At 62.8% G+C, this 23,617-nt stretch carries 23 protein-coding genes; 9 read left to right on the top strand and 14 right to left on the bottom strand.

The window, feature by feature from the left end; translation table 11 throughout:
* The 6 genes from WDJ60_RS07950 to WDJ60_RS07925 form a co-directional block, all read right to left on the bottom strand.
* Entirely contained in the window at positions 1 to 1,386 is a 1,386-nt protein-coding gene (locus WDJ60_RS07950; RefSeq protein ID WP_340099823.1) for a sensor histidine kinase, read from the bottom strand.
* A gap of 101 nt (positions 1,387 to 1,487) precedes the next feature.
* Positions 1,488 to 2,903: a hypothetical protein gene (locus tag WDJ60_RS07945; protein WP_340099822.1), complete on the bottom strand. Its 1,416-nt coding sequence runs from the start codon at positions 2,901 to 2,903 to the stop codon at positions 1,488 to 1,490.
* A 30-nt stretch (positions 2,904 to 2,933) separates the two neighbouring features.
* Entirely contained in the window at positions 2,934 to 3,680 is a 747-nt protein-coding gene (locus WDJ60_RS07940) for an ABC transporter ATP-binding protein (protein ID WP_340099821.1), read from the bottom strand.
* Between the two features lie 27 nt (positions 3,681 to 3,707).
* A complete protein-coding gene (locus tag WDJ60_RS07935; protein ID WP_340099820.1) occupies positions 3,708 to 4,346 on the bottom strand; it encodes a DUF998 domain-containing protein in 639 nt (212 codons plus the stop codon).
* Positions 4,347 to 4,417: 71 nt separating this feature from the next.
* Positions 4,418 to 5,860, bottom strand: coding sequence for a PH domain-containing protein (locus WDJ60_RS07930; protein WP_340099819.1), 1,443 nt, complete (start codon positions 5,858 to 5,860; stop codon positions 4,418 to 4,420).
* Positions 5,857 to 6,441 carry a PH domain-containing protein gene (locus WDJ60_RS07925; protein WP_340099818.1) on the bottom strand — a complete coding sequence of 195 codons (585 nt, stop codon included), beginning with the start codon at positions 6,439 to 6,441 and terminating at the stop codon, positions 5,857 to 5,859. Before WDJ60_RS07925 ends, WDJ60_RS07930 begins: the two co-directional genes overlap by 4 nt.
* Positions 6,442 to 6,547: 106 nt before the next feature.
* Here WDJ60_RS07925 and WDJ60_RS07920 point away from each other — a divergent pair, with 106 nt between their 5' ends.
* The 3 genes from WDJ60_RS07920 to WDJ60_RS07910 all read left to right on the top strand — a co-directional run bounded on the left by WDJ60_RS07920 (position 6,548) and on the right by WDJ60_RS07910 (position 9,072).
* Positions 6,548 to 7,069, top strand: coding sequence for a macro domain-containing protein (locus tag WDJ60_RS07920; protein WP_340099817.1), 522 nt, complete (start codon positions 6,548 to 6,550; stop codon positions 7,067 to 7,069).
* Positions 7,070 to 7,143: 74 nt separating this feature from the next.
* On the top strand, positions 7,144 to 8,256 hold the full coding sequence (locus WDJ60_RS07915; protein WP_340099816.1) for a transposase: 1,113 nt from the start codon (positions 7,144 to 7,146) through the stop codon (positions 8,254 to 8,256).
* A gap of 300 nt (positions 8,257 to 8,556) precedes the next feature.
* Positions 8,557 to 9,072 (top strand): hypothetical protein, encoded by a 516-nt coding sequence (locus WDJ60_RS07910; protein ID WP_340099815.1) that lies wholly within the window; start codon positions 8,557 to 8,559, stop codon positions 9,070 to 9,072.
* On the opposite strand, the gene WDJ60_RS07905 is transcribed toward WDJ60_RS07910, so the two are convergent.
* The 4 genes from WDJ60_RS07905 to WDJ60_RS07890 all read right to left on the bottom strand — a co-directional run bounded on the left by WDJ60_RS07905 (position 9,056) and on the right by WDJ60_RS07890 (position 13,968).
* A complete protein-coding gene (locus tag WDJ60_RS07905; RefSeq protein ID WP_340099814.1) occupies positions 9,056 to 10,030 on the bottom strand; it encodes an aldo/keto reductase in 975 nt (324 codons plus the stop codon). The two genes, WDJ60_RS07910 and WDJ60_RS07905, sit on opposite strands and share 17 nt — an antisense overlap.
* 61 nt (positions 10,031 to 10,091) lie before the next feature.
* A complete protein-coding gene (locus tag WDJ60_RS07900) occupies positions 10,092 to 11,183 on the bottom strand; it encodes an ABC transporter permease (protein ID WP_340099813.1) in 1,092 nt (363 codons plus the stop codon).
* Positions 11,176 to 13,077, bottom strand: a complete 1,902-nt coding sequence (locus tag WDJ60_RS07895) for a PrsW family glutamic-type intramembrane protease (protein WP_340099812.1) — start codon at positions 13,075 to 13,077, stop codon at positions 11,176 to 11,178. Before WDJ60_RS07895 ends, WDJ60_RS07900 begins: the two co-directional genes overlap by 8 nt.
* Positions 13,078 to 13,080: 3 nt before the next feature.
* The gene (locus tag WDJ60_RS07890) at positions 13,081 to 13,968 is read right to left on the bottom strand and encodes an ABC transporter ATP-binding protein (protein WP_340099811.1); all 888 of its coding nucleotides are present in this window, start codon (positions 13,966 to 13,968) and stop codon (positions 13,081 to 13,083) included.
* 114 nt (positions 13,969 to 14,082) lie between these two features.
* Here WDJ60_RS07890 and WDJ60_RS07885 point away from each other — a divergent pair, with 114 nt between their 5' ends.
* Positions 14,083 to 14,502, top strand: a complete 420-nt coding sequence (locus WDJ60_RS07885) for an SRPBCC family protein (protein ID WP_340099810.1) — start codon at positions 14,083 to 14,085, stop codon at positions 14,500 to 14,502.
* 16 nt (positions 14,503 to 14,518) lie between these two features.
* On the opposite strand, the gene WDJ60_RS07880 is transcribed toward WDJ60_RS07885, so the two are convergent.
* Positions 14,519 to 14,755, bottom strand: a complete 237-nt coding sequence (locus WDJ60_RS07880; RefSeq protein WP_340099809.1) for an HVO_2901 family zinc finger protein — start codon at positions 14,753 to 14,755, stop codon at positions 14,519 to 14,521.
* Positions 14,756 to 14,973: 218 nt separating this feature from the next.
* Here WDJ60_RS07880 and WDJ60_RS07875 point away from each other — a divergent pair, with 218 nt between their 5' ends.
* Positions 14,974 to 15,255, top strand: coding sequence for a DUF7967 family protein (locus tag WDJ60_RS07875; protein WP_340099808.1), 282 nt, complete (start codon positions 14,974 to 14,976; stop codon positions 15,253 to 15,255).
* Positions 15,256 to 15,264: 9 nt separating this feature from the next.
* Here WDJ60_RS07875 and sucD read toward each other — a convergent pair whose 3' ends face one another.
* Positions 15,265 to 16,134: a succinate--CoA ligase subunit alpha gene (sucD, locus tag WDJ60_RS07870; protein ID WP_340099807.1), complete on the bottom strand. Its 870-nt coding sequence runs from the start codon at positions 16,132 to 16,134 to the stop codon at positions 15,265 to 15,267.
* Positions 16,134 to 17,282: an ADP-forming succinate--CoA ligase subunit beta gene (gene sucC / locus WDJ60_RS07865; protein WP_340099806.1), complete on the bottom strand. Its 1,149-nt coding sequence runs from the start codon at positions 17,280 to 17,282 to the stop codon at positions 16,134 to 16,136. Before sucC ends, sucD begins: the two co-directional genes overlap by 1 nt.
* A 209-nt stretch (positions 17,283 to 17,491) precedes the next feature.
* Here sucC and WDJ60_RS07860 point away from each other — a divergent pair, with 209 nt between their 5' ends.
* Positions 17,492 to 18,274, top strand: a complete 783-nt coding sequence (locus tag WDJ60_RS07860) for a Sir2 family NAD-dependent protein deacetylase (protein WP_340099805.1) — start codon at positions 17,492 to 17,494, stop codon at positions 18,272 to 18,274.
* On the opposite strand, the gene WDJ60_RS07855 is transcribed toward WDJ60_RS07860, so the two are convergent.
* Positions 18,249 to 18,692 carry a DUF5793 family protein gene (locus tag WDJ60_RS07855; protein ID WP_340099804.1) on the bottom strand — a complete coding sequence of 148 codons (444 nt, stop codon included), beginning with the start codon at positions 18,690 to 18,692 and terminating at the stop codon, positions 18,249 to 18,251. The two genes, WDJ60_RS07860 and WDJ60_RS07855, sit on opposite strands and share 26 nt — an antisense overlap.
* Before the next feature lie 114 nt (positions 18,693 to 18,806).
* Between WDJ60_RS07855 and WDJ60_RS07850 the strand changes: the two genes are divergently transcribed.
* The 3 genes from WDJ60_RS07850 to WDJ60_RS07840 all read left to right on the top strand — a co-directional run bounded on the left by WDJ60_RS07850 (position 18,807) and on the right by WDJ60_RS07840 (position 23,609).
* A complete protein-coding gene (locus WDJ60_RS07850) occupies positions 18,807 to 19,316 on the top strand; it encodes a DUF7549 family protein (protein WP_340099803.1) in 510 nt (169 codons plus the stop codon).
* 101 nt (positions 19,317 to 19,417) lie between these two features.
* Positions 19,418 to 21,148 carry a type II/IV secretion system ATPase subunit gene (locus WDJ60_RS07845; protein WP_340099802.1) on the top strand — a complete coding sequence of 577 codons (1,731 nt, stop codon included), beginning with the start codon at positions 19,418 to 19,420 and terminating at the stop codon, positions 21,146 to 21,148.
* A 1-nt stretch (position 21,149) separates the two neighbouring features.
* Entirely contained in the window at positions 21,150 to 23,609 is a 2,460-nt protein-coding gene (locus WDJ60_RS07840) for a type II secretion system F family protein (RefSeq protein ID WP_340099801.1), read from the top strand.
* Positions 23,610 to 23,617 lie beyond the last annotated feature (8 nt).

Here is a 23,617-nt window from a genome sequence, read left to right as displayed (position 1 = left end):
CTATCGTTCGGTGACACCGATCACTTCGAACCGAGCGCCGCCCTCGTCACTGTCTGCAACCGTGACAGACCAGCCATGTGCGTTCGCGATATCCTCGACGATTGTGAGTCCGAGCCCAGTACCCTGCCGAGCGGTGGAGAAACCAGACTCGAATACGTCGTCCCGATTTTCCGGGGGGATACCGGTCCCGTCATCGGCGACGTAGAACCCGTAGTCGTCGGCGTCTGCTTCCTCAACAGACCCGACCGTGATTGTCGTGGCCTCACCGTGTTCGACGCTGTTCCGGAAGAGGTTGGTCAGCAGTTCCTTGAGGCGACTCGAATCGGCCTCGATTCGACCCTCCGTTTCGACAACGAGTGTCGCGTCGCCGGTCTCGACGTACGACCAGGCGTCCTCGGCCATGGTCTCCACGTCGACTGGCGAGGGCGAGTCGACGGTATCACCCTGGCGGGCCAGCGTCAGCACGTCCTCGATGATAGCACCCATCCTGACGAGCGAGCGGTCGATACGGTCGAGGTGGTCACTGTCGATTTCATCGTGGAGGAGTTCGACTGAACTCTGGGCGACGTTCAGCGGGTTCCGGAGGTCATGGCTGACCACGCTGGCAAAGCTCTCAAGACGTTCGTTCTGTCGTTCGAGTTCCTCCTCGCGCTCCCTGCGCTCGGTGATGTCTCTGGAGATGAACTGGAAGGAGTCGTGAGCGCGGCGCGTCTCGACGGGGACGAATATGTTGTGAAAGAAGCGGCCGTCATAGCTGTCCTCGGTTCGCACCGTCTCACCAGTCTCGATTGCTTCCCGCCCGGCGTCGAGACGTCTCTGTCCGGCAGTTCCTTCGAAGGCATCAACCAGTTGGGTACCGACGAGCGACTCACAATCCGTGTCGACCCCTTCGACCAGTGCGGGATTGGCAGCTAGAACGGTGCCGGATTCGGTGACGTGAGCGATTGCGTCCGGAGAGTTCTCGACGAGACGCTCGTACTTTTTCTGCGTCTGCTGCTGGTTGACGACACCCTCGATGCGGTTAGCCAGCCGTTCGTACTGTTCGTCCTCGACGACTTCGAGTTTGAGCAAGTAATCGGCGACGCCGGAGGCGATGGCGCGACTGGCGATCTCCTCGTCGCCGCGGCCAGTGAGTAAAATAAACGGCAGGTCGTCGTACCGCTCCTGAACCCGTTCGAGAAAGGTTAGGCCGTCCATTTCGGGCATCTCGTAGTCGCTGACGATGCAGTCGACCCGCGACTCCTCGAGCCAGTCGAGGGCAGCCTGAGCGTTCGTCTCGAAGGTCGCTTCGATGTCGTGTTCCTCGGTCAGCGTCGAAGCCGTCATCTCGGCGAAGAACTCGCTATCGTCGACAACGAGTGCCCGAATCGGACCGGTCGCCGTCATCGGTCCACCCGCTCAGTACACACCCTCGCGACGAATCCGAGCCTGCTCATGGTGGTTCATCAGTACAATTTCAGACACCTCTCAAAAGGTTTCTGGAACGCCTATCCGCCGGTTCGCAGTTTTACATCCCACCGCGGACCCGACTGCCGGACGAGCCAGTATCCCACGAGTGCGGACAGTCCAGACAACGCAATTGCCCCGCCGATTGCGAGCGTGGGCGCGGTCCCCGCAGCCAGCGACGCGACGAGCAACGGGACCGCAAGCAGTGCCATCCCCGCACCGAACGCCGCAAACAGCGGTGTATCGAAGAGCAGTTCGTTCGCGGAGAGCCCGGTCAGATACGCCGTCAGTCCGAAGACGTACACCGACACCAGCGGGAAGACGACCACCCCAACGAGCAGGTCAGCAACCGGATACCAGACGGCAGCGAGTGCGAGATAGCCGAGTCCAGTCGGCACTGCAAGCACGAGGTGAGCGCGGAACTTCGCCCCAAAGACGGCATCCATCCCGGTCGGATAGCGGAGGTACTCCTGTGGGTCGTCGAACTGCGTCACCCAGTTGAACGTCGTGAAACTCCCCAGTCCGAGCAGCGTTCCGAAGGCCACCCCAGCGGAGGGGTCGATGCCAGTCGCCGCAGCCACCCGGTCGAGCAGGAGTGCAGCGACGCCGAAGAGCACACCCAGCGAGAAGGCGACTTTCCACACCGAGCCACTCGACCGCGCCACCTCCAGTAGCGGGCGCGCAGTCATGCCGTCCACACCGGGGAGTCGCTGGAGTTCCCGGTAGCGGTCCGTGCGAACACGTCGTGTCGTGCCACCCGTTGCCGGCTCGAACAGCAGCGGGCCGAGGACGGTTACCGCCAGCAACGGGACGAGTGCGGTCGCCGCAGTCGTCGGTGAGGGGTCGGTGTAGACGGCATACGGCGTCACCCCGACGAGCGCACCGCCACGAAGCACCGCCAGCACGGTCAGTGCGACAACGACCACCACCAGCGCGACCTTGCTTCGAGTCCCGAGTCCAACGAGCGCGAGACTTCCCGCGGCACCGAGTGCGAACGTCCCCAGTAGCGTCCCCCAGAGCAGCCCAACCTGTCCCAGGGTGAGGCCACCGGTGAGTGCGACTGGAACGAACCCGACCACCAGCGGCGTCAGGAAGAAGACGGCGTAGTACACCAGGTCCTTCGCGAGGAACGTCGCGAGCAGTCGCCCCCACGAAATCGGGAGCGTTCGGGCCGAGAACACGAGCAGGGTAACATCACCCAGTACGTCGCGCATCGCGTCTCTCCCGACGAGTCCGAGTGTCCCGACCTGTAGTCCGAAAAAGACGACGAGCGCGTGCAAGCCCGCGACAACAGCCCCCATCGACGTGCCCGTCAGCGAGAGCAGGTAGACGCCGCCACCGACGATAGCAGCGACGAACACCGGGAAGGCGAGAAACCGGGTCGACCCGAAGAGCTTCGCGTGGAGTCGGTACTCCTCGAGTAGCATCCACCGGAACAGCGCAGCGTTACTCGTCATTTCTCTCAAGGGAAATTGTCGAGGAGAAGGTCATTCGTCGGCCACCTCGACCGGCGCACCCGGAGCGCCAGCGCTGCCCTCGACCTCCTCGACGAACGTATCGAGGAGGCCGCCGTCTCCGAAGTCGCGGGGGTCCTGCTGAGTGACGAGTGTCCCGTCCGCGATGATACCGACCTGCGTGCACAGTTCCTCGGCGACGGCCATGAAGTGCGTCGAGAGAAAGAGGGTGTTTCCCTCGGCGCAGTACTCCCGGAGGTAGGACTTGACCTCCTCTTGCATCAGCGGATCCAAGTTCACGAGCGGTTCGTCGATGAAGACGAGGTCGGGTTCGTGGACGAACGCCTGAGAGAGCATCACGCGCTGGCGCTCGCCTTCCGAAAGGTCACCCGCGATGGTGTCGAGAACGCCCCGGAACTCCAGGGTGCGCGCCCACCGCTCGATGCGGTCGTCGATGTTTTCGATTTCACGCACGTCACCGACGAACTGGAGGTACTCCCGCGGCGTGAGGAAACTCGGCGGGTCCTCGCGCTCGGGGAGGATGCCGATTGACTGGCGGACCGAAAGCGGGTCGGTCACCGGGTCCCGTCCGAGCACTGTCGCCGCCCCTTCTGTCGGTTCACGCTGGCCCGTCAGAATCTCGATGGTCGTGGTCTTCCCGGAGCCGTTCGGCCCGAGCAAGCCGAACAGTTCGCCGTCCTCGACCGAGAGCGAGAGGTCCGAGAGCGCCACCACGTCGCCGTATCGTTTCGTCAGCCCCGTCGTTTCGACTGCTGGCATTCGAGCAGGGCATCGGCACCCACCGACTTATACCCCCGCGTCGGACTGGTCGGTCCGGTCGGACGGCAGCCAGCGATTCCGAAGGAGACCGACGGAAATCCAGCCGGTCCACACAGAGAAGAGCAGCGCGCCCCAGAGTTCGGGAATCGCGAGGCCGGCACGCGTCGGCGGACCAGTCAGCCCCCAGACGAGCCAGCCGGCCAAATTCGCCGTGCCGAACGTCACAGCAACGAGTCCGCGCTGTCGCCACCCCTGACCGAGTGCAGTCAGTCCGTCGAGCCACAGCGTCACCGAGACGAGCAGGTAAAAGCCGAGAGCCACCGGAAAGTGAGGAGTCGTGTTCTGCGGGAATACCCCGACAAGCGCCATGAAGACGACGGCGAGACCGAAACTGAGAGCGGTCGCGCGGCCAGCGAGTGACACCGCGGCCCTGGCGAGCGCCACGGCAAAGCCGAGTCCGAGAAGTCCACCGAGTATCAGCCCACCGTTGAACAAGACTACAGTGAGACCGGTCCCCGCTGCGGTCTCCGTGACGCCGAGATTCGAGAGCGCGTTTCCGGTCCAGGAGAACGCCGGTGAGAGCACCGTCGCAACCAGAATAGCAACCATCGTCAGGACGACTGCAGCCACGCCAGACCCGCGAAGTACCCGGTCACCGCGATCCATACCTCACCACCGGAAGCCACAGCGACAAAATAGTACCGCCAGAGACCGAGTCGCCGCAGTCGACACCGGGGTCACCGGACCCGCAGCGCTCGCTGGAGATTGCTCGCAACGTCCTCGCGGAGTTCCTCGGCGACGCTGCTGTCGATATCGAGTGCGACGGCGTCGCCGCTGACGAGTCCCCCGCCACCGGCCGTGTCGATTGTGAGAGTCCCGAGACGACGGCGACGCTGGAAGACAGTCTGGCTACTGAACACCACCTGAACGCGGTCGTACGGGACGACGATTGTCTGTCGCCGCCAGAAGCCGTGCCTGGTGATGACGTGCTCCCCGTCAGTGTAGTAGCCGAGGTGTTTCCACTTGAGATGGGCGGCGACGGGCACGAGCACGACCGCAACGGCGGGGACGTACCACAGCGGCAGGAGGTTCGTGGTGGCGTTTACGAGCCAGAATATTCCGACGAGGACGGCCAGACCGATGGTGTACCGAGCCGCGTAGCGCGTCCGGGCTCGCGTCGGCGGGCGCTGGAACTCGACTTCGCCAAAGGGTTCAACGGCGCGAGCCAGCGAGAACGCGCGGTCGCGCTTTGCGATCGGAACCGCCGACTCGACCTGTGACCCGTCCTGCCCGGGGGCGTAGCCGGCCGTCTGGATGACGACCGACGCGTAGCCGAGCAGTCGCGCGAGGACGTTCTCCTGTACCGAAACGGTCTGGACTTTCGAGAGCGGGACGGTCCCGTTGTACCGCTGGAGCAGTCCCCGTTCGTACCGGAGTTCGTCGCCGCGCCGCGTCAACTCGAAGTCGTAGTATCGCAAAATCTGGAGGAATCCACTGAGTACCCAGAACGCGACCAGCCCCGCGATTGCGATGGCTGGCCCGAACAGCAACAGGAGGTCGGTCTCGGGCGCAAAAACGCCCGCGAGCTGTGGTGCGAGAATCGGCGCGAGCACTGACAGCGCCCCCAGGAACCGAAAGTCAGCCGAGACGACACCCAGAACGAGGTGTTCGCGGTCGCTGAGTTCGAACAGCGTCTCGCCGACCGCTTCTTCCTCGGTCTCTTCGGCCGCGTCGGCACCGCGCTTGCGCCGACTGATCTCGTCCTGAAGCCGGTCGGCTTCCTCGCGACTGACGTATCGCAGCTGTGCTTCGGTCGAGCCGCCGCCAGCAGTCTCCAGGCTCACCTCCGCGATACCGAACGCGCGCTGGACGATGTTCTGTCCGATGTCGACGTTCTGGATGCGATGGTAGGGAATCTCCCGCTCGCGGCGTGAGAACACCCCCGAGTTGAGATCGAAGGTGTCGGCCGTCAGCTCGTAGTCGATGCGGCGAAACCGGGCGAGTTCCCAGCCGATACTGAGCGCGACACCGAGGACGATCAGTCCCAGCAGGAGTCCGATACCGCCGAGCACGCTCCCGCCACTCGACGCCGAGGTGACGACACTGAAGATTATGAGGCCGACAATCCTGGCGCCGTTGGCGAGGATGCGGTACGGAACGGTCCGACTGTCGAGTTTCACAGCGCGTCACCGCCCTCCGATTCGATTGCCAGTTCCTTAACCCGCTGCTGGAGGTCCGCTGCAACATCCGTCTGGAGCCCGGGAATCGCCACGTCTGCACCCCGCGACCCGGCTGTGTAGACGACGAGCGTCGAGAGTCCGAGCGCGCGTTCGAGCGGGCCACGCTGTGTGTCGACGTGCTGGATTCGGACGTGCGGTGCGACGGTCTTGACGGTCGTGACGACGCCACGCTCCAAGTAGAGCGCGTCTTCGCGGACCCGGTAGGACCAGATGCGATAGCGCAGGTGGACCCACACGAGCGCGAGAATCCCCAGTACGATAGCGCCGCCAACGACGAAACTGCGGTCTACATCGAACCGAGCGGCGGCGAAACTCGCGATGGCACTGAGAATTGCCACGCCGACGAGTACGCGGAACGCCCAGATGAGCTGGACGCTCGATGTCAGCGTCCGCCGCTCGGTCGTGAACCGAGAGATGTCGGCAGGCGACTGCTCAGCCACGGTCGCACGTTGTTCGGACGTCGACGCTGCAGAGTCTTCGTCGGTCTGTTCGTCGCTCGGTCCGTCGGAGGGCGCTGCCATTGGCCTCTCTGCGGCCGCCTCACCGAAGTATACTGGGGTTTGTTTCCACGTCGGTTGTGTGGATTTGCGGGAATGAAATTTTCATGCTGGCCATCGAAGTGAGCGTATGGACTTCGAAGTCATCCAGGGAGACATCGCACAGCAGTCCGCGGACGTTCTCGTCAACGCCGCCGGGACAAGTCTCCAGATGGGGTCCGGCGTCGCTGGCGCGCTCAGGCGGGGAGCCGGCGGCCCGATCAACGACGAAGCCACCTCGAAGGGACCGGTCGACCTTGGGAAAATCGCAGTCACGGACGCCTACGAACTCGACGCAGAGTGGGTCATCCACGCCGCGGCGATGCCACACTACGGCGACGGCAAAGCGACTGAGCAGAGCATCGCCGACGCCACAAAGAACACGCTGGAACGGGCCGATAAACTCGGCGCCAAATCGCTCGTCATTCCGGCACTGGGCTGTGGCGTCGCCGGCTTTCCGCTTGACAACGGCGCCAGAATCATCTGCGAGACTATCGCCGAACACGACCCCGAGACGCTGGAAGACGTTCGGTTCATTTCTTACAGCGACGAGGAGTACAACACCGTCGCAGACGTGGCAGCAGCGGTCAAAGACGAACACGGGCTGTCGTGACTTCTCCCACGACTAAACAGTAGTTGCCGAAGTGCCTGAGAGACGGATTTCTCCGGTGGCAGCGTACGACAAGCATGGTCGCTACTGCCGAGGCACGTCAGGTCTGCCGTGCCGCAGGATCATTGCTCTATCCGTCCTTGGACTTCGGAGCGAAGCCTAACGGGACCTATCCGAGTGAGGACTTCGCCAGAGTCCTCACTCGGAGTGCCTTCGAGCGAGAATTCACCAACACCAGTGCTAGGCACCTCCAACTTGCCAGAGGTGACGATCTTGACCTCGAGGACCGGAGTCCGCTGGCGAAATCACTCCTGTACAATCTCGGTCAGATGAACGCGGACGCCATCGACGTTCAGTTCGATGGCGTCCGTGATCAGGTACTCACACAAACACGCAAAGCTCGTCGCTTTCCGAACACCCCAGAGGTTGCGTTAGACCTCCACGAGTGGCTCTATTACGGCTCGAAGCAGACACCAATGGTCTCACGGATCAATCCTGACCGAGGGACTGATCTCGCCTACGTTTTCGTGACACTGTGCATTGTGTCACCGGCAGTGCGGTTCACGCTCGCGTCCGCACACGTTGCTCGGACCGACACACCGTCGCTGATTGAGGCGATCTGCGAGGTGATCGAGACGGCGCGTCAAGCCGTCTCGATCACTCGCATCTACTGTGATCGTGGCCTCTATCGGGTGGAGTTAGTCGATGAACTCGTCGATCTCGGTGTAGAGTTCGTCATGCGCGCACCCAAAACGCCGGGGATCAAGCGCGTTCTTGCTGAACACGATGAAGAAAAATTCGTCACCGACTACGAGCTGGTCAGAAAGCGGTCTCCCACGATGCGTGTGCCGGTGACGCTCGTCGTCGTCCCGCACCACTCGCGGGACGACGACTCGCTGTGTCTGATCACGAATCGACCGAGAACGGTGGATGAAGCGGTGCCACTGGCACAAGCGTATCGGCGTCGTTGGGGTATAGAAACGTCCTACCGGAAGGTCGGTGAGTTTCTGCCCCGTACCACGTCACCGGTGTTTGCGGTGCGATTGTTCTACTTTTTGTTCGCTGTGACGCTGTACAATCTCTGGATCATGGTGTGTTTGCTGCTCTCTGAGCAACGGCGAGTGAAAACGCGCCCAGCAGTCTCAACGGCAACGTTTCGGTTCTTCCTCGGGCCGGTGATGTACGGCTAATCACCGTCGGGCGGCAGACCCGAGCTGGCACTCGGGTCAGCACGCCCCCCCGTACTGGCGAGACTCTCTGTCACGGCGAACCATCCGTCTCGTTGGTCGTTCCCTATGCAAATCACCGGTTGAACAACCGACGCAAGCCCGGATTTCGGCAATCTCATCATGCTTCAGCGAGCACTCTGCAGCCTGAATCGGCAACTACTGTGAAGTCGTGGGCTTTCTCCTAGACTTTTTGTAATTCGGTCGGCAGTACGCTTCCCGAGAAGCCACACGCGTTTTATTACCCGGGTCCGACGGACCAGTATGAACAGGCGGGCGTTTCTCGCGACGGTTGGCGGTGCCGTCATCGCTGGCTGCGGTGGGCAATCGACGCAGACGCCAGGTATCAGCGTCGGCGACCTGGACCAGCTCGGAGCGACACAGCGAACCTGCGATAACAGCGTCACAAACTCGGGGAGCATCAGACACGACGGTCGTGACGTTTCCGTCGAAGGAACTGTCGTCGGAGACGCAATCTGTGCGAAACCCACCGGTCAGGTGATCACTGGGTCGGGAACGACCGAGGGAACGGTGACAATCGTCATCGAAGCGGCGGTCCCGGGAAACCGGGACTGTGAGGAGTGTCGAACCAGCGTCGAGTACGAAGGGTCCGTCAGACTCGACGACCAGCCAGAAACGCTGACACTCGAACACGTCACTCTCGACGGCGGTCAAACGGAAGTCGCGCGCGCGACGACCGTCGCTGTCGATTCCGACTCGACGCAAACGGCGACTCCGACAGACAAAACGGCGACCAGAACCGCTACTCGTGACCGCTGATGGTCACCGGTTCATAGGGCTCCTCGAGCCACTCGATATCGCTATCCGAGAGTGAGATGTCGAGCGCCTCGACGGCCGCTTCGAGGTGTTCGATGCTCGTCGTCCCGACGATGGGCGCGTCGACCCAGTCGTTGTGGAGCACCCACGAGAGTGCAATCTGGGCCATCGTCGCGCCCTTCTCGTCGGCCAGTTCCTGCACGCGCTCGTTTATCTCCTGTCCGTTGCCCTCGAAGTAGGGGTGTTCTTTCGCGTAGTCGTCGGACTGGCCGCGTGCAGTCGCGTCGAACTCCTCGTGTGGGCGTGCGAGATACCCGCGGGCCAGCGGACTCCACGGAATGACCCCGATATCTTCCTTTTCGCAGAGGGGGAGCATCTCGCGTTCCTCCTCCCGATAGAGCAGGTTGTAGTGGTTCTGCATCGTGAGGAACTGGTCGAGACCGAGCCGGTCGCTTGTGTGCAGCGCCTCCGAGAACTGGTGGGCCCACATCGAACTCGCGCCGAGATACCGGACTTTCTCCCGGCGAACGGCGTCGTCGAGTGCGCGCATCGTCTGTTCGATCGGCGTGTCGTAATCCCAGCGGTGAATCTGATAGAGATCGATGGTATCCATCCCGAGACGGTCGAGGCTGGCCTCGAGTTCCTGCTCGATCGTTTTCCGGGAGAGCCCACCCGAGTTGGGGTCGTCGTCGTCCATCTGGAAGTACACTTTCGACGCGACGACCATCTCGTCTCGCCGTCCTTCGAGAGCATTACCGAGGATGCGCTCGGACTCGCCCTCGGAGTACATGTTCGCGGTATCGAAGAAGTTGATACCGAGGTCGATGGCGCGGTCGATAATCGGGTGGCTCTCCTCTTCCTCCAGCACCCAGTCGCGCCAGTCGGGTGTCCCAAAGCTCATACAGCCGAGACAGATGCGGCTGACCTCCATCCCGGTCTGACCGAGAGTCGTGTACTCCATGGGACAAGTGTCGACGGGCACGGTCGAAAAGCTTCCGTCACTGGAGCGCCAGAGTGCCGATCTAGAACGCCTCGGCGTCGATCGTACCGGCGTACCGCCGCGCAACCGCTGAGAGGACGATGGCCACGACAGCGAAGCCGACGACGTGGGCGTAGGTACCGACTGTCGCGCTGTCGACGGCCAATTTTGCCACGGTCGTCGCCGGATGTTCCGGCAGGAGGATAGCCGCTCCGAAGAGCAGGATGACCAGCACCGAGTAGAGCAACTGGGCCTGTCGACGCCGAGCCGTAATCAGTCCCAACAGTGTGCCGACGACGACAACGATGGTTGCTATCGCTGTCACGAACACCAGCAGCGGGACGACGTTCTGGACGGCGATGTTGTTGAAACTCAACAGCACAATCCAGAGGAGCGCCTGGAGCGGCGCGAGCAGAATCATCCCGAGTGCCTTCCCGTCGACGATATCGACCAGCGACACCGGTGCGACTCTGAGGAGTTCCAGCGTCCCCCGCTCGATTTCCTCCGTGATGGCGTCGACGGAGATAGAGCCGCTGATAAAGGGCGGGAGAAAGAGCAGGAGCGGAATGAGTACCGTGTAGGTGAACCCGAAGTAGGGACTCGAATCGGTGTCAGCCGGTGGTTCGACGGGCTGGTAGTCGAGATAGACCTGTCGCTGCTGGCGCTCAGAGCGTTCGAGTTCGGTCAGCATCTCGCGCAACTGGACGATGATGAGCGTCGTCCTGATGTTCTCCTCGGGCGCGACTGCGGTCACGTCTAACCGACTGCCACTCCCGTTAGCAGCAGGTGTGCTCTCGGCAGCGACGACAGCGTCGACTGCGCCGTTGTTGAAACTCTCAAGCGCCCCCTCGCGGGAGTCGAACTCGACAGGGTCGACGCCGTCGGTCTCGGCTGCAGCGCGCAGCAGGTCATCCTGGTGCTCGCCGGAGACGCCGATTCTGACGCCCTCGCCCTCGACGGAACTGGGGTCGTACAGCGACGTGAGCCCGACGACGAGAAACGAGGAGAACGCCGCGATGAACAACTGGATGAGCAACGCGAGAACGATCGTCTTCTCCCGGGAGAGCGAAGAGATCTCACGGCGAGCAATCGTCGTCCTGGTGTCGACCAACAGCCCGCGATTGGAGTCAGACAAGGGACATCACCACCACGAAGTTGTAGGCGAAGTGAACCACCATCGCAAGGCCCAGCGCGACGGCGTAGGACCGCCTGCCACGACTCGCTCCCACGGCCGATATCGCTGCGGTCACGGTGTGTAACACCAGCGGTAGGAAGAAGAGGCCAAGCAGGATGGGAATCCCGACGTCGCCCGGCGTAATCTGGAGGGCTGCCTGTCCGATTTCGAGTTCGGGTAGCCCGACCAGTTGCGCGACGTGGGTGAGCTTCTCGCCGACGAAGAAGCCGACGCCGCTCATGAGTCCGAGAACCAGGGCCGTTCTGGTCGTCGGCTCGAACCGCTTGTGTGCGTAGGCGGCGTAGATCGGCAGGCTCTTTGCGACCTCTTCGACGACGGCGACGACGACGAGAATCAGCGGGATGGAGATCTCGCCCAGCGCGAACAGAACCGCGATAGCGAGCAACTGGAGCACGAAGACGAATGGGAGGAGGATGGCGACGACGACTGCAACGTCTCGCGCCTTCCGAATCCGGCCGGCGAGCGCGTCGAGTACTTTCAGCGGAATCGATCGCTGGGCGAACATGTCCTCCTCGCGGTAGAGGCCGGCCCCGAGTCCGAACAGCACCAGCGCCGACAGCAGCGGTGGCGTCACCGAAAAGAGAAACTGCGAGAGCCCGACCGCCTGGCCCTGCAAATCGCGGACGACGACGGTCAGCGGCGAGATGAGCGCAATCGGCGTCACGTCGGTGAAGATGGCTGGGACGAAGGCGTAGCTGGTGAGCCCGACAGTGATGGTGACGGTGACGAAGGTGAGTTCCTTGAACGACCGGGCGAACATCGCGCCGAGGAACGTCGCCGCGAGAAAGAGCAACACCAGCGGGACGATGGCGGCAATCGAGACGAGTCCACCCAGCGTTTCCGTCGAGATGTAGGTGACGCCGACGGCGATGAGCGCCTCGATTGCCATCGCGGCCCCGAAGTAGGGTAGTGTTTTCCCGCCGATGATGTCGAACCGGGAGACGGGCGAGACGAGCAGGAGTTCGCCACGGCGGTTCAGTCGCTCGGAGAGAATCGTGCTGCCGTACGCCTGAATCAGGAAGTTCAGCGGGACGATGAAGACGAACGCGAGCACGAGCGACCCAAAGGGGAACGGTGGCGAGAGCTGTGACGGCGAATCGACGCTGGTCGAATCGCCCGACAATGACGAGCCGAACCCGCCGAGGCCACCGCCGGAGTTGGTCGGATCGCCGTCGACAGCGCCGGTGCTGCTCCCGGTTCCGTTGCCACCGGGTCCGGTGGTCCCGCCATCGTTCGTGCCGGTATCAGTCCCGTCGTCTGTGGTGCTGTCGTCGGGAGTGCCGTCGACAGTGGAGCTGTCACCGGTGGAGCCATCGGTGTCGTTCCCACCCGTAGTGTCGTCCTGCTGTCCCGACCCGCTCGTATCGACGCTGTAACTGCTCCCGACGTTCGACTGGTCGCGGTATTCAAGCGAGACAGAGACGGGGAACGCTGCACTCTGGTTGGGTTCTTGTCGGAGTTGCTCGGTATTGTACCGCTGGACTGTCGACCGGAGTTCCTCCATCGCGGCCCGGCCTTTGGGTGAGTCTGCCCACACCACCTCGCGGCCGTCGACGACGAGTTCGACCGAGTTGCCGAGGTCCGCCGACGTGGCATCTGGTCGGACGACGAACGTCTCGTCGTCTGCGACGGCGTCGTAATAGGGACTGTCCTCGGAGATGCTGACCCGGTAGAGTCCGTCGTCGAGGACCGCACCCTGCCCGGCGACGACGGGGGCGAACACGCCGATGAGTGCGATAGCGAGGGCTGCGACGGCGATAGTCCGTTTGTCGACGCCGCCGGCGTTTTTCGTGACCTCCCAGCGTGCGACCCGGAGGAGTTTCCGTAGCCCCACGCCTCAGGCCTCCGACCCCGAGCGTCGACCGGACTCGGCGACGTTCAGGAACACCTCCTCCAGACTCGACTCCTTGGTGCGAATGTCGACGACTTCGCCGCCAGCGTCCTGAGCGGCCGTCCGCGTCACGTCGACGGCGTCCATCGAGTCGACGACGCGGCGGTACCGACCGTTTTTCTGGACGCTCTCGGGGACTTCGACGGTCGTGTAGACGTGGTACTCCGTCTCGCCGTACTCGGCCTGGAGCGTTTCGAGGTCACCCTTGGCGACGATTGTCCCCTCGTTCATGATGGCGACGCGGTCGCAGATAGATTCGACGTGAAAGAGGTTGTGCGCAGAGAAGACGATTGTCTTGCCTTCCTCGGCGAGGCGCTCGGTAAACTCGATGATGTAGTTCGTCGTCAGCGGGTCCAGCCCCGACGCCGGTTCGTCGTAGACGAGCACGTCGGGGTCGTTGATCAGCGAGCGCGCGATGGCGACTTTCCGCTTCATCCCCTTGGACATGTCTCCGAGTTGTCGCGTGCGGTGTTCGAGATCGAGTTCGTCGAGCGTGTCGTGGATGCGCCGTTCTGCGGTGTCGCTCGGTACGTCGTAGAGGTCCGCGAAGAAGTTCAGGTAGGACAACGGCGTCATCTCTTCGTAAAGCGGGGATTCTTCGGGGAGAAAGCCGAGTCGCTTTCGCATCTCGGTGTCGTCGGTGGCGTAGCCAGCGACCGTCACGTCACCACTGGTCGGCTCCAGCAGGCCGGAGAGCATCTTCAGCGTCGTGGTCTTGCCGGCACCGTTGGGACCGATTATCCCGAACACCTCGCCCTGGTCGACGGAAAACGTGCTTCCCTCGACCGCCGCAAAATCTCCGTATTCCTTGCGGAGGTCACTGACCTCTATCATCTACACCCCCGTTACGAGCCCTCGAATGTATACTTTGGCTCCCGTTACCAGAGTAGCTCTGTCTTGCAGTGTGGATACCCCAGCGTTACTATCCTGTCGCCCCTACCGGTTGGTATGGGCCACACCGAGATCGGACTCGAACGGACGCCGGACGGTCGCCGCCTCGTCGTCGCGCGGGAGATTGCCGCGCCCCCGGACGACGCCTGGGAGTTGCTCACAGACACCGAGCGGTGGTCGGAGTGGGGTCCGTCGGTCCGTGCTGTCGACGCCTCTCAACGGGTCATCGACGGCGAGACGACCGGTCGGGTTCGGCTGCCCGGCGGACTCTGGCTCCCCTTCGAGATTACGTCGTGTGTCGACCGGCGCTGGACGTGGCGGGTCGCACGCATTCCGGCGACTGGACACTTCGTCGAAGAACGGCCCGGCGGCTGCCGTGTCGGGTTCGAACTCGCGATACTCGCGAGCGGGTACGCACCCGTCTGTGCGCGCGCACTCGGTCACATCGAAGAACGACTGGCTGGAGAAACGTCGTAGAGAGAAGAGACGGAGTTCAGGGTACTTCGAGCCGAACGTCGGTTACTTTGTGAATGTCCTCGCCGATACCGCTCCCGTCGCAGTCCTCGTTCGGACATCGATAGTGCCAGCCGTCCTCTGTGGCCGCTCGCTCTGCGAAGCGCTCCCCGCAGTCGTCACAGAAGAGTTGTCCCTCCGAACAGTTGTCCTGGTGAAGTTCGAGTTCGAGTTCGGACCCGAACGTCCGCTTGCAGTTCCGGCAAGTGTGTGGCATATCTTTAACTTTCTCCTTCTCATCTTAAAACTGCATCGGAACGTTCACGACCAACATTTTCAATTCTGAATTAGCAACGGAGGATTACTGTGAATAGTTCAATTTTAGCTCTAGCGAGTGAAAAATACACGACTGCACGGCCGAGAGATTGGCTACAACTCTTTCAGGATATGAGAACCGGCAGCGACGTTCTTACTGTCGCACTCGTAGTCTGAACCATGGCAACAGAGGAGACAATTCGGGTCTGGCTCGTCGAACGGACCTACGGCGACGACGAACAGAATCTCATCATCCTCACGTACGCAACGCTGGACGGAAAACGGGCGTTCCGGAAAGAGCGAGCGCTGACGAGTTTCACCGGCGACAGACGGGGAACGAAAGCGGCGCTCGACGTCTCGGTGACGAACTGTCACAGCGTCGACGACCCGGAGAAACGAGAGCAGTACGCCACGGAAGCGGCGCGAATGGCCGAAACGCACGACCCGGGCGACGAAATCTAACAGACCGTACTAGAGCAGGTCTTCGAGGTGGTCGACGACTTCCTCGGGCGTGTCACCGACCGGCGTGCCGTTATTTTCGAGCGCGTTGATTTTGGACTGAGCAGTCCCGGTCCCGGAGCCGGAGACGATCGCGCCGGCGTGGCCCATGCGCTTGCCCGGCGGCGCGGTTCGGCCGGCGATGAAGCCGACGACGGGCGTGTCCATGTGCTCGCCGATGTAGCGAGCGGCTTCCTCTTCGTCTTCGCCACCGATTTCGCCACACATCGCGATGGCGTGGGTGTCGGGGTCGTTCTCGAACAGTTCCAGTGCATCGATGAAGTCCGTCCCGATGATGGGGTCGCCGCCGATACCGATGGCGGTCGACTGGCCCAGTCCGCGGTCGGTGAGATTGTCGACGACCTGGTAGGTCAGCGTCCCCGACCGGGAGACGAGACCGACGTTACCCGACGAGAAGATGTTGCCCGGCAGGATGCCGAGTTTCGCCTCGCCCGGCGTGATGATACCCGGACAGTTCGGGCCGATCATGTAGGTGTCCGTCTCGTTGAGGCGGCGGTAGACGCGACTCACGTCCTGGGTTGGAATACCCTCGGTGATGGCGACGACGAGGTCGACATCGGCGTCGATGGCCTCGAATAGCGCGTCACCGGCAAACGCCGGCGGGACGAAGACGACCGACGCGTCGGCGTCTTCCTCCTCGGCAGCACGCTGCACGGTGTCGTAGACCGGCACGCCAGCGACTTCCTGGCCGCCCTTGCCCGGCACGGCACCGGCGACGACGTTCGTGCCGTATTCCATCATCTGTTCGGTGTGGAACTTGCCTTCCCCACCGGTGATACCCTGTACGACCACGCGCGTGTCGTCGTCGACGAGGACAGACATTATTCCTCCACCTCCTCGTCAGCGAGTGCGACAGTTGCTTGCACGGCGTCTTCGAGCGTTGCCTCCACCTGGACGAGGTCGGTGTTCAGAATCTCCATGCCTTCTTCCGCTTTCGTACCAGCGAGTCGAACGACCACTGGCTTTGGAATCTCGTCGAACTGTTCGAGTGCCGTGTTGATACCGTTCGCGACTTCGTCGCCGCGAGTGATACCGCCGAAGATGTTGAAGACGACGGCGTCGACGTTCTCGTCGGAGAAGACCATGTCGAGCGCGTTCGTCACTCGTTCGGCCTTCGCCCCGCCACCGATGTCGAGGAAGTTCGCGGGCTTGCCGCCGTAGTAGTCGACGAGGTCCAGCGTCGTCATCACGAGCCCGGCCCCGTTGCCGATGATGCCGACGTTTCCGTCGAGTCGGACGTAGTCGAATCCGTACTCGTTGGCCTTGGCTTCGAGGTCGTCGTCGGCAGCCTCGTCTTCCATCTCCGCGAGGTCCGGGTGTCGGAACAGCGCGTCGCTGTCGACGTTCATCACGGCGTCGGCCGCGATGACCTCGTCGTCGCTCGTGACCATCAGCGGGTTGATTTCGGCGTCACTGCCGTCCTTGTCGTCCCAGAGCTCGTACAGCGTCGTGAGAACCGACGCCACGTCACTGGCGATGTCCTGGTCGACGCCAGCATCGTAGACGGCCTTCCGCGCCTGGTATGGGTGCATTCCGAAGGCGGGGTCGATGTGCTCGCGGGCGATCGCGTCGGGGTCTTCCTCGGCGACCTCTTCGATGTTGACGCCACCTTTCGTCGAGACCATGGCGACGGGTTTGCCCTCGCCGCGGTCCATCGTGACGCCGACGTAGAGTTCGTTGACGAAGTCGACAGCTTCCTCGACGAGGACCGTCTCGACGTCGTAGCCCTTGAGGTCCATTCCGATGATGCTCTCGGCGGCCTCCTGGGCCTCTTCTTTGTTGTCGACAAGTTTGATACCGCCAGCTTTGCCACGTCCGCCAACGTGTACCTGTGCTTTGATCGCACAGGGGTAGCCAATCGTCTCGGCTGCCGCGACGGTGTCCTCGACCGTCGACGCCAGTTCCGATGCCGGTGTCGGGATACCAGCCTCGGCGAAGACCTGCTTGGCCTGATACTCGTGGAGTCTCATACGTCCGAATGTCGGGACAGGCACGCGCATAAAACCCGCTCATTCGCTCCGCGAGACCGGACCACAGTGTGGGACAACCGCCGACGGTTCGACAGACAGCGGACGATGTGCGTTCCGTTAGTCGGGAATCGTCGGACTGTGCCACCGCTGTCCCACCAGCCAGGTGACACAGCGAGAGGTTTTTCGGCGTCGGTAGTCCACGCACGACTATGACCGACTCGTCGCTCCCGACAGCGGACATCGACGCACTCGCGGCGGACATCCTCGCGGCCGACCACGTCGTCGCGCTCACGGGCGCAGGTGTCAGTACCGCGTCCGGGCTCCCCTCTTTTCGCGGCGACGACGGCATCTGGGGAAACGAGTTCGACCCTGCGGACTTCCAGTATTCCCGATTTCAGTCCGATCCCGGCGAGTTCTGGCGCGACCGCATCGACCTCCACGACCGGATGTATGGGGAGGATATCGAGCCAAACGCCGCTCACGAAGCGCTCGCCGACCTCCAGACCATGGGCACGCTGGACGGGTTGATTACTCAGAACGTCGACGGATTGCACGCAGCGGCCGGCTCAGAGTCCGTCCTGGAACTCCACGGTAACGCCCAGCGGGCAGTCTGTGATTCCTGCGGAAGACGAATCGATGCCAGCCCGGTCTACGAGCGCGCCCGCGACGGTGAGTTGCCACCGCGCTGTGGGGAGTGCAACGGTGCGTTGAAACCGGACGTGGTACTGTTCGGACAGCCGATGCCAGATGGTGCGCTCCAGCAGGCACAGCACCATGCCCGCGACGCGGACGTGTTCCTCGCCGTCGGCTCGTCGCTGACTGTCGAACCGGCCGCGTCACTGCCGCGCGTGGCAGCCAGCCGCGGCGCGACGGTGGCGGTGGTCAATCTCGACGAGACCAGCATCTCGGGGCAAGCAGCCTACGATATCAGGGACGACGTGACCGCGGTACTCCCGGCCCTCGAAGCTAGAGTTCGACGCCGCTCGGAATGAGACTCCGCTGGCGGAGCAGACTCCCTTCCTCGTCGTAGACGAGCAGCGTCTCCATGTCCATGACGACGGTCTCGGCACCGGGGCGCTCGATGCGGATCTGGTAGGCAGTCTCGTCGGCCTCGCGGGCGGCGTCGACGAGCGCGAAGATGTCCTCGGTGTTCGCGTTTGCCTCCAGCACGAAATCACCGGTGAGCCGGCGGCTGAGACCGAACACGCCAGCGCCGTCCGCGCCGTCGTCGTCGGGCAGCAATCTGAACGAGGCGTCGACGTCGTCGCCGCTGGGTGGTGTTCCGGTCTCGGCTTCGAGGCGCGCTGTCAGTGTACCTGGCGGGCCGCTATAACTCACGACAAGTACCGGTCCGTCGGCTGTCTCTGGGGAAAGGTTCTCCGCAGAGAGGGTGAAGTGGTCGCGCCTCATCGGGTGTTCTCCAGTAGTACTCGTAGGGCAATGAACGTAACGCCGCTAGCGGAACAAGCAGGTAAGACGAGGCGAGGCGATACCTTTTACCAGCGGGGGTGTGCGGGAGAACGTATGTGGGTGAAATCGGAGTACGCCGGGGAAGTTGCCGTCCTCTCGACGTGGCTGTGTGCCTTGCTCCCCTGGTCGGTGTCGGTGTTTCGCGAGTCGTTCGGCACGGCCGGCACGGTCAACGCGGTCTGGCTCCGGTTCCTGCCCGGTCGCTTCCTCTACGTCTTCGGCGCAATCGAGCGGAGCGGGTCGCCCTGGAACGGGGTCTGGGAAGTCCCCGGCTTCGTCGCCTCGCGAGGCGAAACTATCGCCGGGTACGTCTGGGCGGTCGCGACAGTCGTGTTCCTGCTGGCGCTCGCCCTGAGTATCGCCTACTATCTCGACGAGGCCCGCGTCGAGTCGTTGCGTTTCGACCCCGTCCGCACGCTCGGTGGCTTGCTCGTCGCCAGCGGCGCGCTGTTGCTCGTCGCCAGCGGTCTGCTGTTTGCCGAGCAGTCGGGGACCACAGTCCCGGTCGGAGCGATCGTCCAGCTCGGGCTGGGTGCAGTCTTGCTCCGGGCCGAGCGAACCTGACCGAGACGATCGTCCCCTCGGTGGGTTCGAATTTAAGTACCTGGCCGCGTAAGCCCTGTCTAACCGCGTTCGCGTCCCGAGTAGGGGTACTCTACGCAACGATGTCAGAACCAGAGACCGGAGACGATGAGGGGAATTCGGTGCTACCAGGGTGGCTCTCGAGTGACCAAGCCGGCGAGTCGGCCGTGGGGACTGACGAGACAGTCGCAGACGGTTCTACCGGCGCCGACGAGGGAGAGTCGAGTTCGCTGGCCGAGGTGCGCGAGTGGCTCTCCCGGACCAGCCGGCTGTTGACCGGATCGGCCATCAGAGTCACCGATTACGACCCCAAACGACACGGTCAACTGGTCAGTTTCGACGGGCTAGAGGGGTACGAAGAGGTCGAGCGCTACTGGGTCGACGCGCCCTTCGCGTTCGTCTCTATCAACTTCGATCCCGAGGCACAGGAACATCTCTACCACGTCGTCGAACCGCAGCTCTCGGCGGTCGAACAGCGTCTGCTCGACCGGCTCTACGAGGACGTTCGCGACCCGCTGCTGTACCGCGAGGACATCGACGACAATCCCGAGGTCGCCCTGCGGGACGAACTCCGCGAGCGACTCGAAGAATACGGTGTCGCTATCGAGGAAGAAACCTTCTACCGGCTCTTTTACTATCTCTACCGGTCGTTTCAGGGGTACGGCAAACTCGATCCGATGATGTACGACCCCCACATCGAGGACATCTCCTGTGACGGACCGGGACTGCCGGTCTTCGTCTACCACGACGGGTACACCGACATCGAGACCAGCGTCGTCTACGACGCCGAGGAACTGAGCAACTTCGTCATCCAGCTCGCCCAGCGCTCGGGTCGACACATCTCCGTCTCGGACCCCGTCGTCTCGACGACGCTGCCCGACGGCTCGCGTATCGAACTCGCGCTCGGCGAGGAAGTCACGCCGAAGGGGTCTGCCTTCACGATCCGAAAATACGCCGACGAGCCGTTCACGCCGATAGACCTGCTGAACTACGGCACGTTCAACCTCCGACAGCTCGCGTATCTGTGGCTGGCCATCGAGTCCAACAGGTCCCTGCTCTTTGCCGGCGGGACTGCAGCCGGTAAGACCACCTCGATGAACGCCGTCTCGATGTTCATCCCGCCCCGGTCGAAGGTCCTGACAATCGAGGACACCCGCGAACTCTCGCTGTATCACGACAACTGGCTCTCCTCGGTCACCCGCGAGCGCATGGGTGACGGCGACATCACAATGTACGACCTGCTGCGCTCTGCGCTGCGTCACCGGCCCGAGTACATCATCGTCGGCGAGGTTCGTGGTGAGGAGGCGATTACGCTGTTCCAGGCGATGAACACCGGACACACGACCTTTTCGACGATGCACGCCGACAGTGTGCAGACGGTCATCAACCGACTCGAAAACGAGCCGATCAACGTCCCGCGGCCGATGGTCACCTCACTTGATGTCCTCTGCGTGCAGGTGCTCGCACGCTCGCAGGGCGAGCGGGTGCGTCGTGCGAAGACGCTGGCGGAAATCGAGGGTATCGACCAGCGGACAGGGGAACTCGACTACTCGAACACCTACAACTGGAACGCCACCGAAGACGAGTTCAGCGAGTCCAACTCGGAACTGCTCGAAGAGATTCGCGAGGAGCGGGGCTGGAACAAGTCCAGGCTCCTGCGCGAACTCCAGAACCGCCGTCGATTCCTCCGCTATCTACAGGAACAGGACATCACCGACTACCGGCGCTTTACCGCGATGGTCAACAAGTACTACGCGGACGCCGACGAAGTGATGAACCGAATCGACAGCGCGGGTGCCGAGATCGAGACCTGAGATGGTAAGCCCAGTCTGGTTGCTCCCGCCGGTGTTCGTCGTCCTCTCGGTCGGAGCGTGGTTAGCCGCCAAGTTCCACACCGGCGTCAATCGCGTCGTCTACCGCTTTGCCCGCGTTCTCTTCGGCCGCTTCGTCTCCGAGAACACGGACCGAAAGCGGGCACTTCAGGCCGCGTACATCAGCGAGACGTACAACGGCTACGCCGCGACGACGCTGTTGTACACGCTGCTCGCCTTGGTGGCCGGTGCCATCACAGGTGCGTACGCCCTGGCCGGCGTCCTGCTGGTCTTCGAGGATTTCGTCCGGTTGCTGACTGGCCTCCCGGACACGATTGCCGTCCCACTGGGTGCGCGCATCGACTACAGACTCGTACTCTCGTCGGAAGAGCGGTGGGCTATCCTGCTCGGTGGCGGCTCCGCTGTGGGACTGGTCGCGGCAGTGCTGGCCTACGTCTTCCGCTGGCAGTTGCCCGTCAGTGACGCCGAGGTGCGCCGCCGGAGCATCGAGGCCGGACTGCCACGGATGACGGCGTTCATGTACGCGCTCTCACGCGGCGGCCTCGAGTTCCCGCAGATTCTGCGAACGCTGACGGAGAACCGGGAGATATACGGCCAGACGGCCGACGAGATGTCGATTGCCGTCCGCGAGATGGACCTGTTCGGCCGGGACATGATTACGGCGATTCGGCAGATGTCAAAGCGAACACCCAGCGAGCAGTTCAAGACGTTCTCGGAGAACCTGGCGAGCGTTCTCCAGAGCGGGAGCGACCTCTCCGAGTTCCTCAGCGAGCAGTACGAGCGGTTCCGCGAGGACGCCGAAGAGCGCCAGGAGGAGGTGCTCGAAGTGCTCGCGACAATCGCGGAAGCATACGTGACGGTCCTCGTCGCCGGCGTGCTCTTTCTCATCACCATCCTGCTGGTGTTCGGGCTGACGACCACGGATACGCTGTGGTTGCTGCAGGGGCTCACGTACCTTATCGTGCCACTCGCCAACCTCGGCTTCGCAATCTTCCTCGCACAGAAACTGGAAACGCTCGGCATCTCCCGTGGCGGCAGCGACAGCATCCTCGAACGGTACAATCTGAGCACACCGGTTCGCTCCTCGCCGCCGGCCGAGACACGCCGCGCCGACGGTGGCCTGGCCAGAGACAGCGAAAACGAGCGAATGTTGAACTGGTTCGATACGTTCAGCCGCATCAAGCACGTCGTCCGGAGCCCGCTCCGGACGATTGTCTGGAAGCCGAAGGTGCTGCTGTACATTACCGTCCCGGTTGGACTGCTTGCCGTCGCGATTCGATTCCCGAGTACGCTGACTGATGTCGGACTCAACGAGCGAGCGCTCGACGACGTCCTCGTCCAGTCAGCACTGTTCGTCCTCGTGACGTACGCCGTCTTCAGGGAACTGTACAAGCGCCGAATCGACCGCATCGAGGCCGCGACGCCCGAGTTGCTCGAGCGACTGGCCAGCCTGAACGAGGCAGGGATGTCTGTCGTCGAGGGGTTCAAGCGGGTTCGCGGGAGCGACCTCGGCGTCCTCACGCCGGAAGTCGACCGCATCTGGCGTGACCTGGAGTACGGCTCGAACCTCTCGGACGCGCTCGTGCGCTTCGGTCGCCGGGTTCGAACGACGACCGTCACCCGAATGGTGGTGCTGTTGACCAACGCGATGAAAGCCAGCGGTAACATGGGGCCGGTGTTGCGTATCGCAGCCAACCAGTCACGTGCGGACCTGAAGATGCGCAGACAGCGACGCCGACAGATGCTCACCTACCTCGTCGTCATCTACATCTCCTTTGTCGTCTTCCTGGTCATCATCCTCTCGGTCAACGAGGTGCTCGTTCCGAGTCTCCCGGACACGGTGCCCACACCGAGTTCGGGCAACCGGCTCGGGGTCGACACCAGTTCCTTCGCCAGACTGGGGAGCGTCGACAAGGCCGGCTACACGCTCGTCTTCTTCCACGCTGCACTCATCCAGGCAGTCTCCTCGGGGTTCATCGCCGGCCAGATCGGCGAAGGCTCGCTGAAAGACGGGACCAAACACGCCGCAATCATGCTGACAATCGCGTACGTCGTCTTCCTCGTCATCTCGTCGCCGGTGGCCTCGATGAATCCCGGGCAGGCAACGACCGACGGCGACAGCATTCAGATCGAATCAGCGTCGCTGTCGAGCGGCGGCTGGATCGTCGTCTACGACGACGGCATCAACTCCTCGGTCATCGGCCGGAGTGCGTATCTCGAACCAGGCGAGCACCGAGAGATAACGATCCCGCTGGACCGACAAATCACCGAAAACAGGACCGTCACTATCGTCCCTCACCGGGACACCGACGGCAACAGACAGTTCGGCTACGAGGGGCCACCGTATCTCCCGAACACGGACCAGACCGACGACCCCTACGAGTCACAGGCTGCCAACACCAACCCCGGCGCCGATATCGAAGTCGGGTACGTCGGCGACTGACGGGCCCC

The sequence above is a fragment of the Salinibaculum salinum genome (assembly GCF_037645885.1).
In the GTDB taxonomy this organism is placed as follows: Archaea; Halobacteriota; Halobacteria; order Halobacteriales; family Haloarculaceae; genus Salinibaculum; species Salinibaculum salinum.
This window is presented reverse-complemented; position numbering and strand designations above follow the sequence as displayed.

Coding starts and splice junctions, on each gene's coding strand:
- WDJ60_RS07950 (WP_340099823.1), bottom strand. CDS start 1,386: ATGACGGCGACCGGTCCGATTCGGGCACTCGTTGTCGACGATAGCGAG.
- WDJ60_RS07945 (WP_340099822.1), bottom strand. CDS start 2,903: ATGACGAGTAACGCTGCGCTGTTCCGGTGGATGCTACTCGAGGAGTAC.
- WDJ60_RS07940 (WP_340099821.1), bottom strand. CDS start 3,680: ATGCCAGCAGTCGAAACGACGGGGCTGACGAAACGATACGGCGACGTG.
- WDJ60_RS07935 (WP_340099820.1), bottom strand. CDS start 4,346: ATGGATCGCGGTGACCGGGTACTTCGCGGGTCTGGCGTGGCTGCAGTC.
- WDJ60_RS07925 (WP_340099818.1), bottom strand. CDS start 6,441: ATGGCAGCGCCCTCCGACGGACCGAGCGACGAACAGACCGACGAAGAC.
- WDJ60_RS07920 (WP_340099817.1), top strand. CDS start 6,548: ATGGACTTCGAAGTCATCCAGGGAGACATCGCACAGCAGTCCGCGGAC.
- WDJ60_RS07915 (WP_340099816.1), top strand. CDS start 7,144: ATGGTCGCTACTGCCGAGGCACGTCAGGTCTGCCGTGCCGCAGGATCA.
- WDJ60_RS07910 (WP_340099815.1), top strand. CDS start 8,557: ATGAACAGGCGGGCGTTTCTCGCGACGGTTGGCGGTGCCGTCATCGCT.
- WDJ60_RS07905 (WP_340099814.1), bottom strand. CDS start 10,030: ATGGAGTACACGACTCTCGGTCAGACCGGGATGGAGGTCAGCCGCATC.
- WDJ60_RS07890 (WP_340099811.1), bottom strand. CDS start 13,968: ATGATAGAGGTCAGTGACCTCCGCAAGGAATACGGAGATTTTGCGGCG.
- WDJ60_RS07885 (WP_340099810.1), top strand. CDS start 14,083: ATGGGCCACACCGAGATCGGACTCGAACGGACGCCGGACGGTCGCCGC.
- WDJ60_RS07880 (WP_340099809.1), bottom strand. CDS start 14,755: ATGCCACACACTTGCCGGAACTGCAAGCGGACGTTCGGGTCCGAACTC.
- WDJ60_RS07875 (WP_340099808.1), top strand. CDS start 14,974: ATGGCAACAGAGGAGACAATTCGGGTCTGGCTCGTCGAACGGACCTAC.
- sucD (WP_340099807.1), bottom strand. CDS start 16,134: ATGTCTGTCCTCGTCGACGACGACACGCGCGTGGTCGTACAGGGTATC.
- sucC (WP_340099806.1), bottom strand. CDS start 17,282: ATGAGACTCCACGAGTATCAGGCCAAGCAGGTCTTCGCCGAGGCTGGT.
- WDJ60_RS07860 (WP_340099805.1), top strand. CDS start 17,492: ATGACCGACTCGTCGCTCCCGACAGCGGACATCGACGCACTCGCGGCG.
- WDJ60_RS07855 (WP_340099804.1), bottom strand. CDS start 18,692: ATGAGGCGCGACCACTTCACCCTCTCTGCGGAGAACCTTTCCCCAGAG.
- WDJ60_RS07850 (WP_340099803.1), top strand. CDS start 18,807: ATGTGGGTGAAATCGGAGTACGCCGGGGAAGTTGCCGTCCTCTCGACG.
- WDJ60_RS07845 (WP_340099802.1), top strand. CDS start 19,418: ATGTCAGAACCAGAGACCGGAGACGATGAGGGGAATTCGGTGCTACCA.
- WDJ60_RS07840 (WP_340099801.1), top strand. CDS start 21,150: ATGGTAAGCCCAGTCTGGTTGCTCCCGCCGGTGTTCGTCGTCCTCTCG.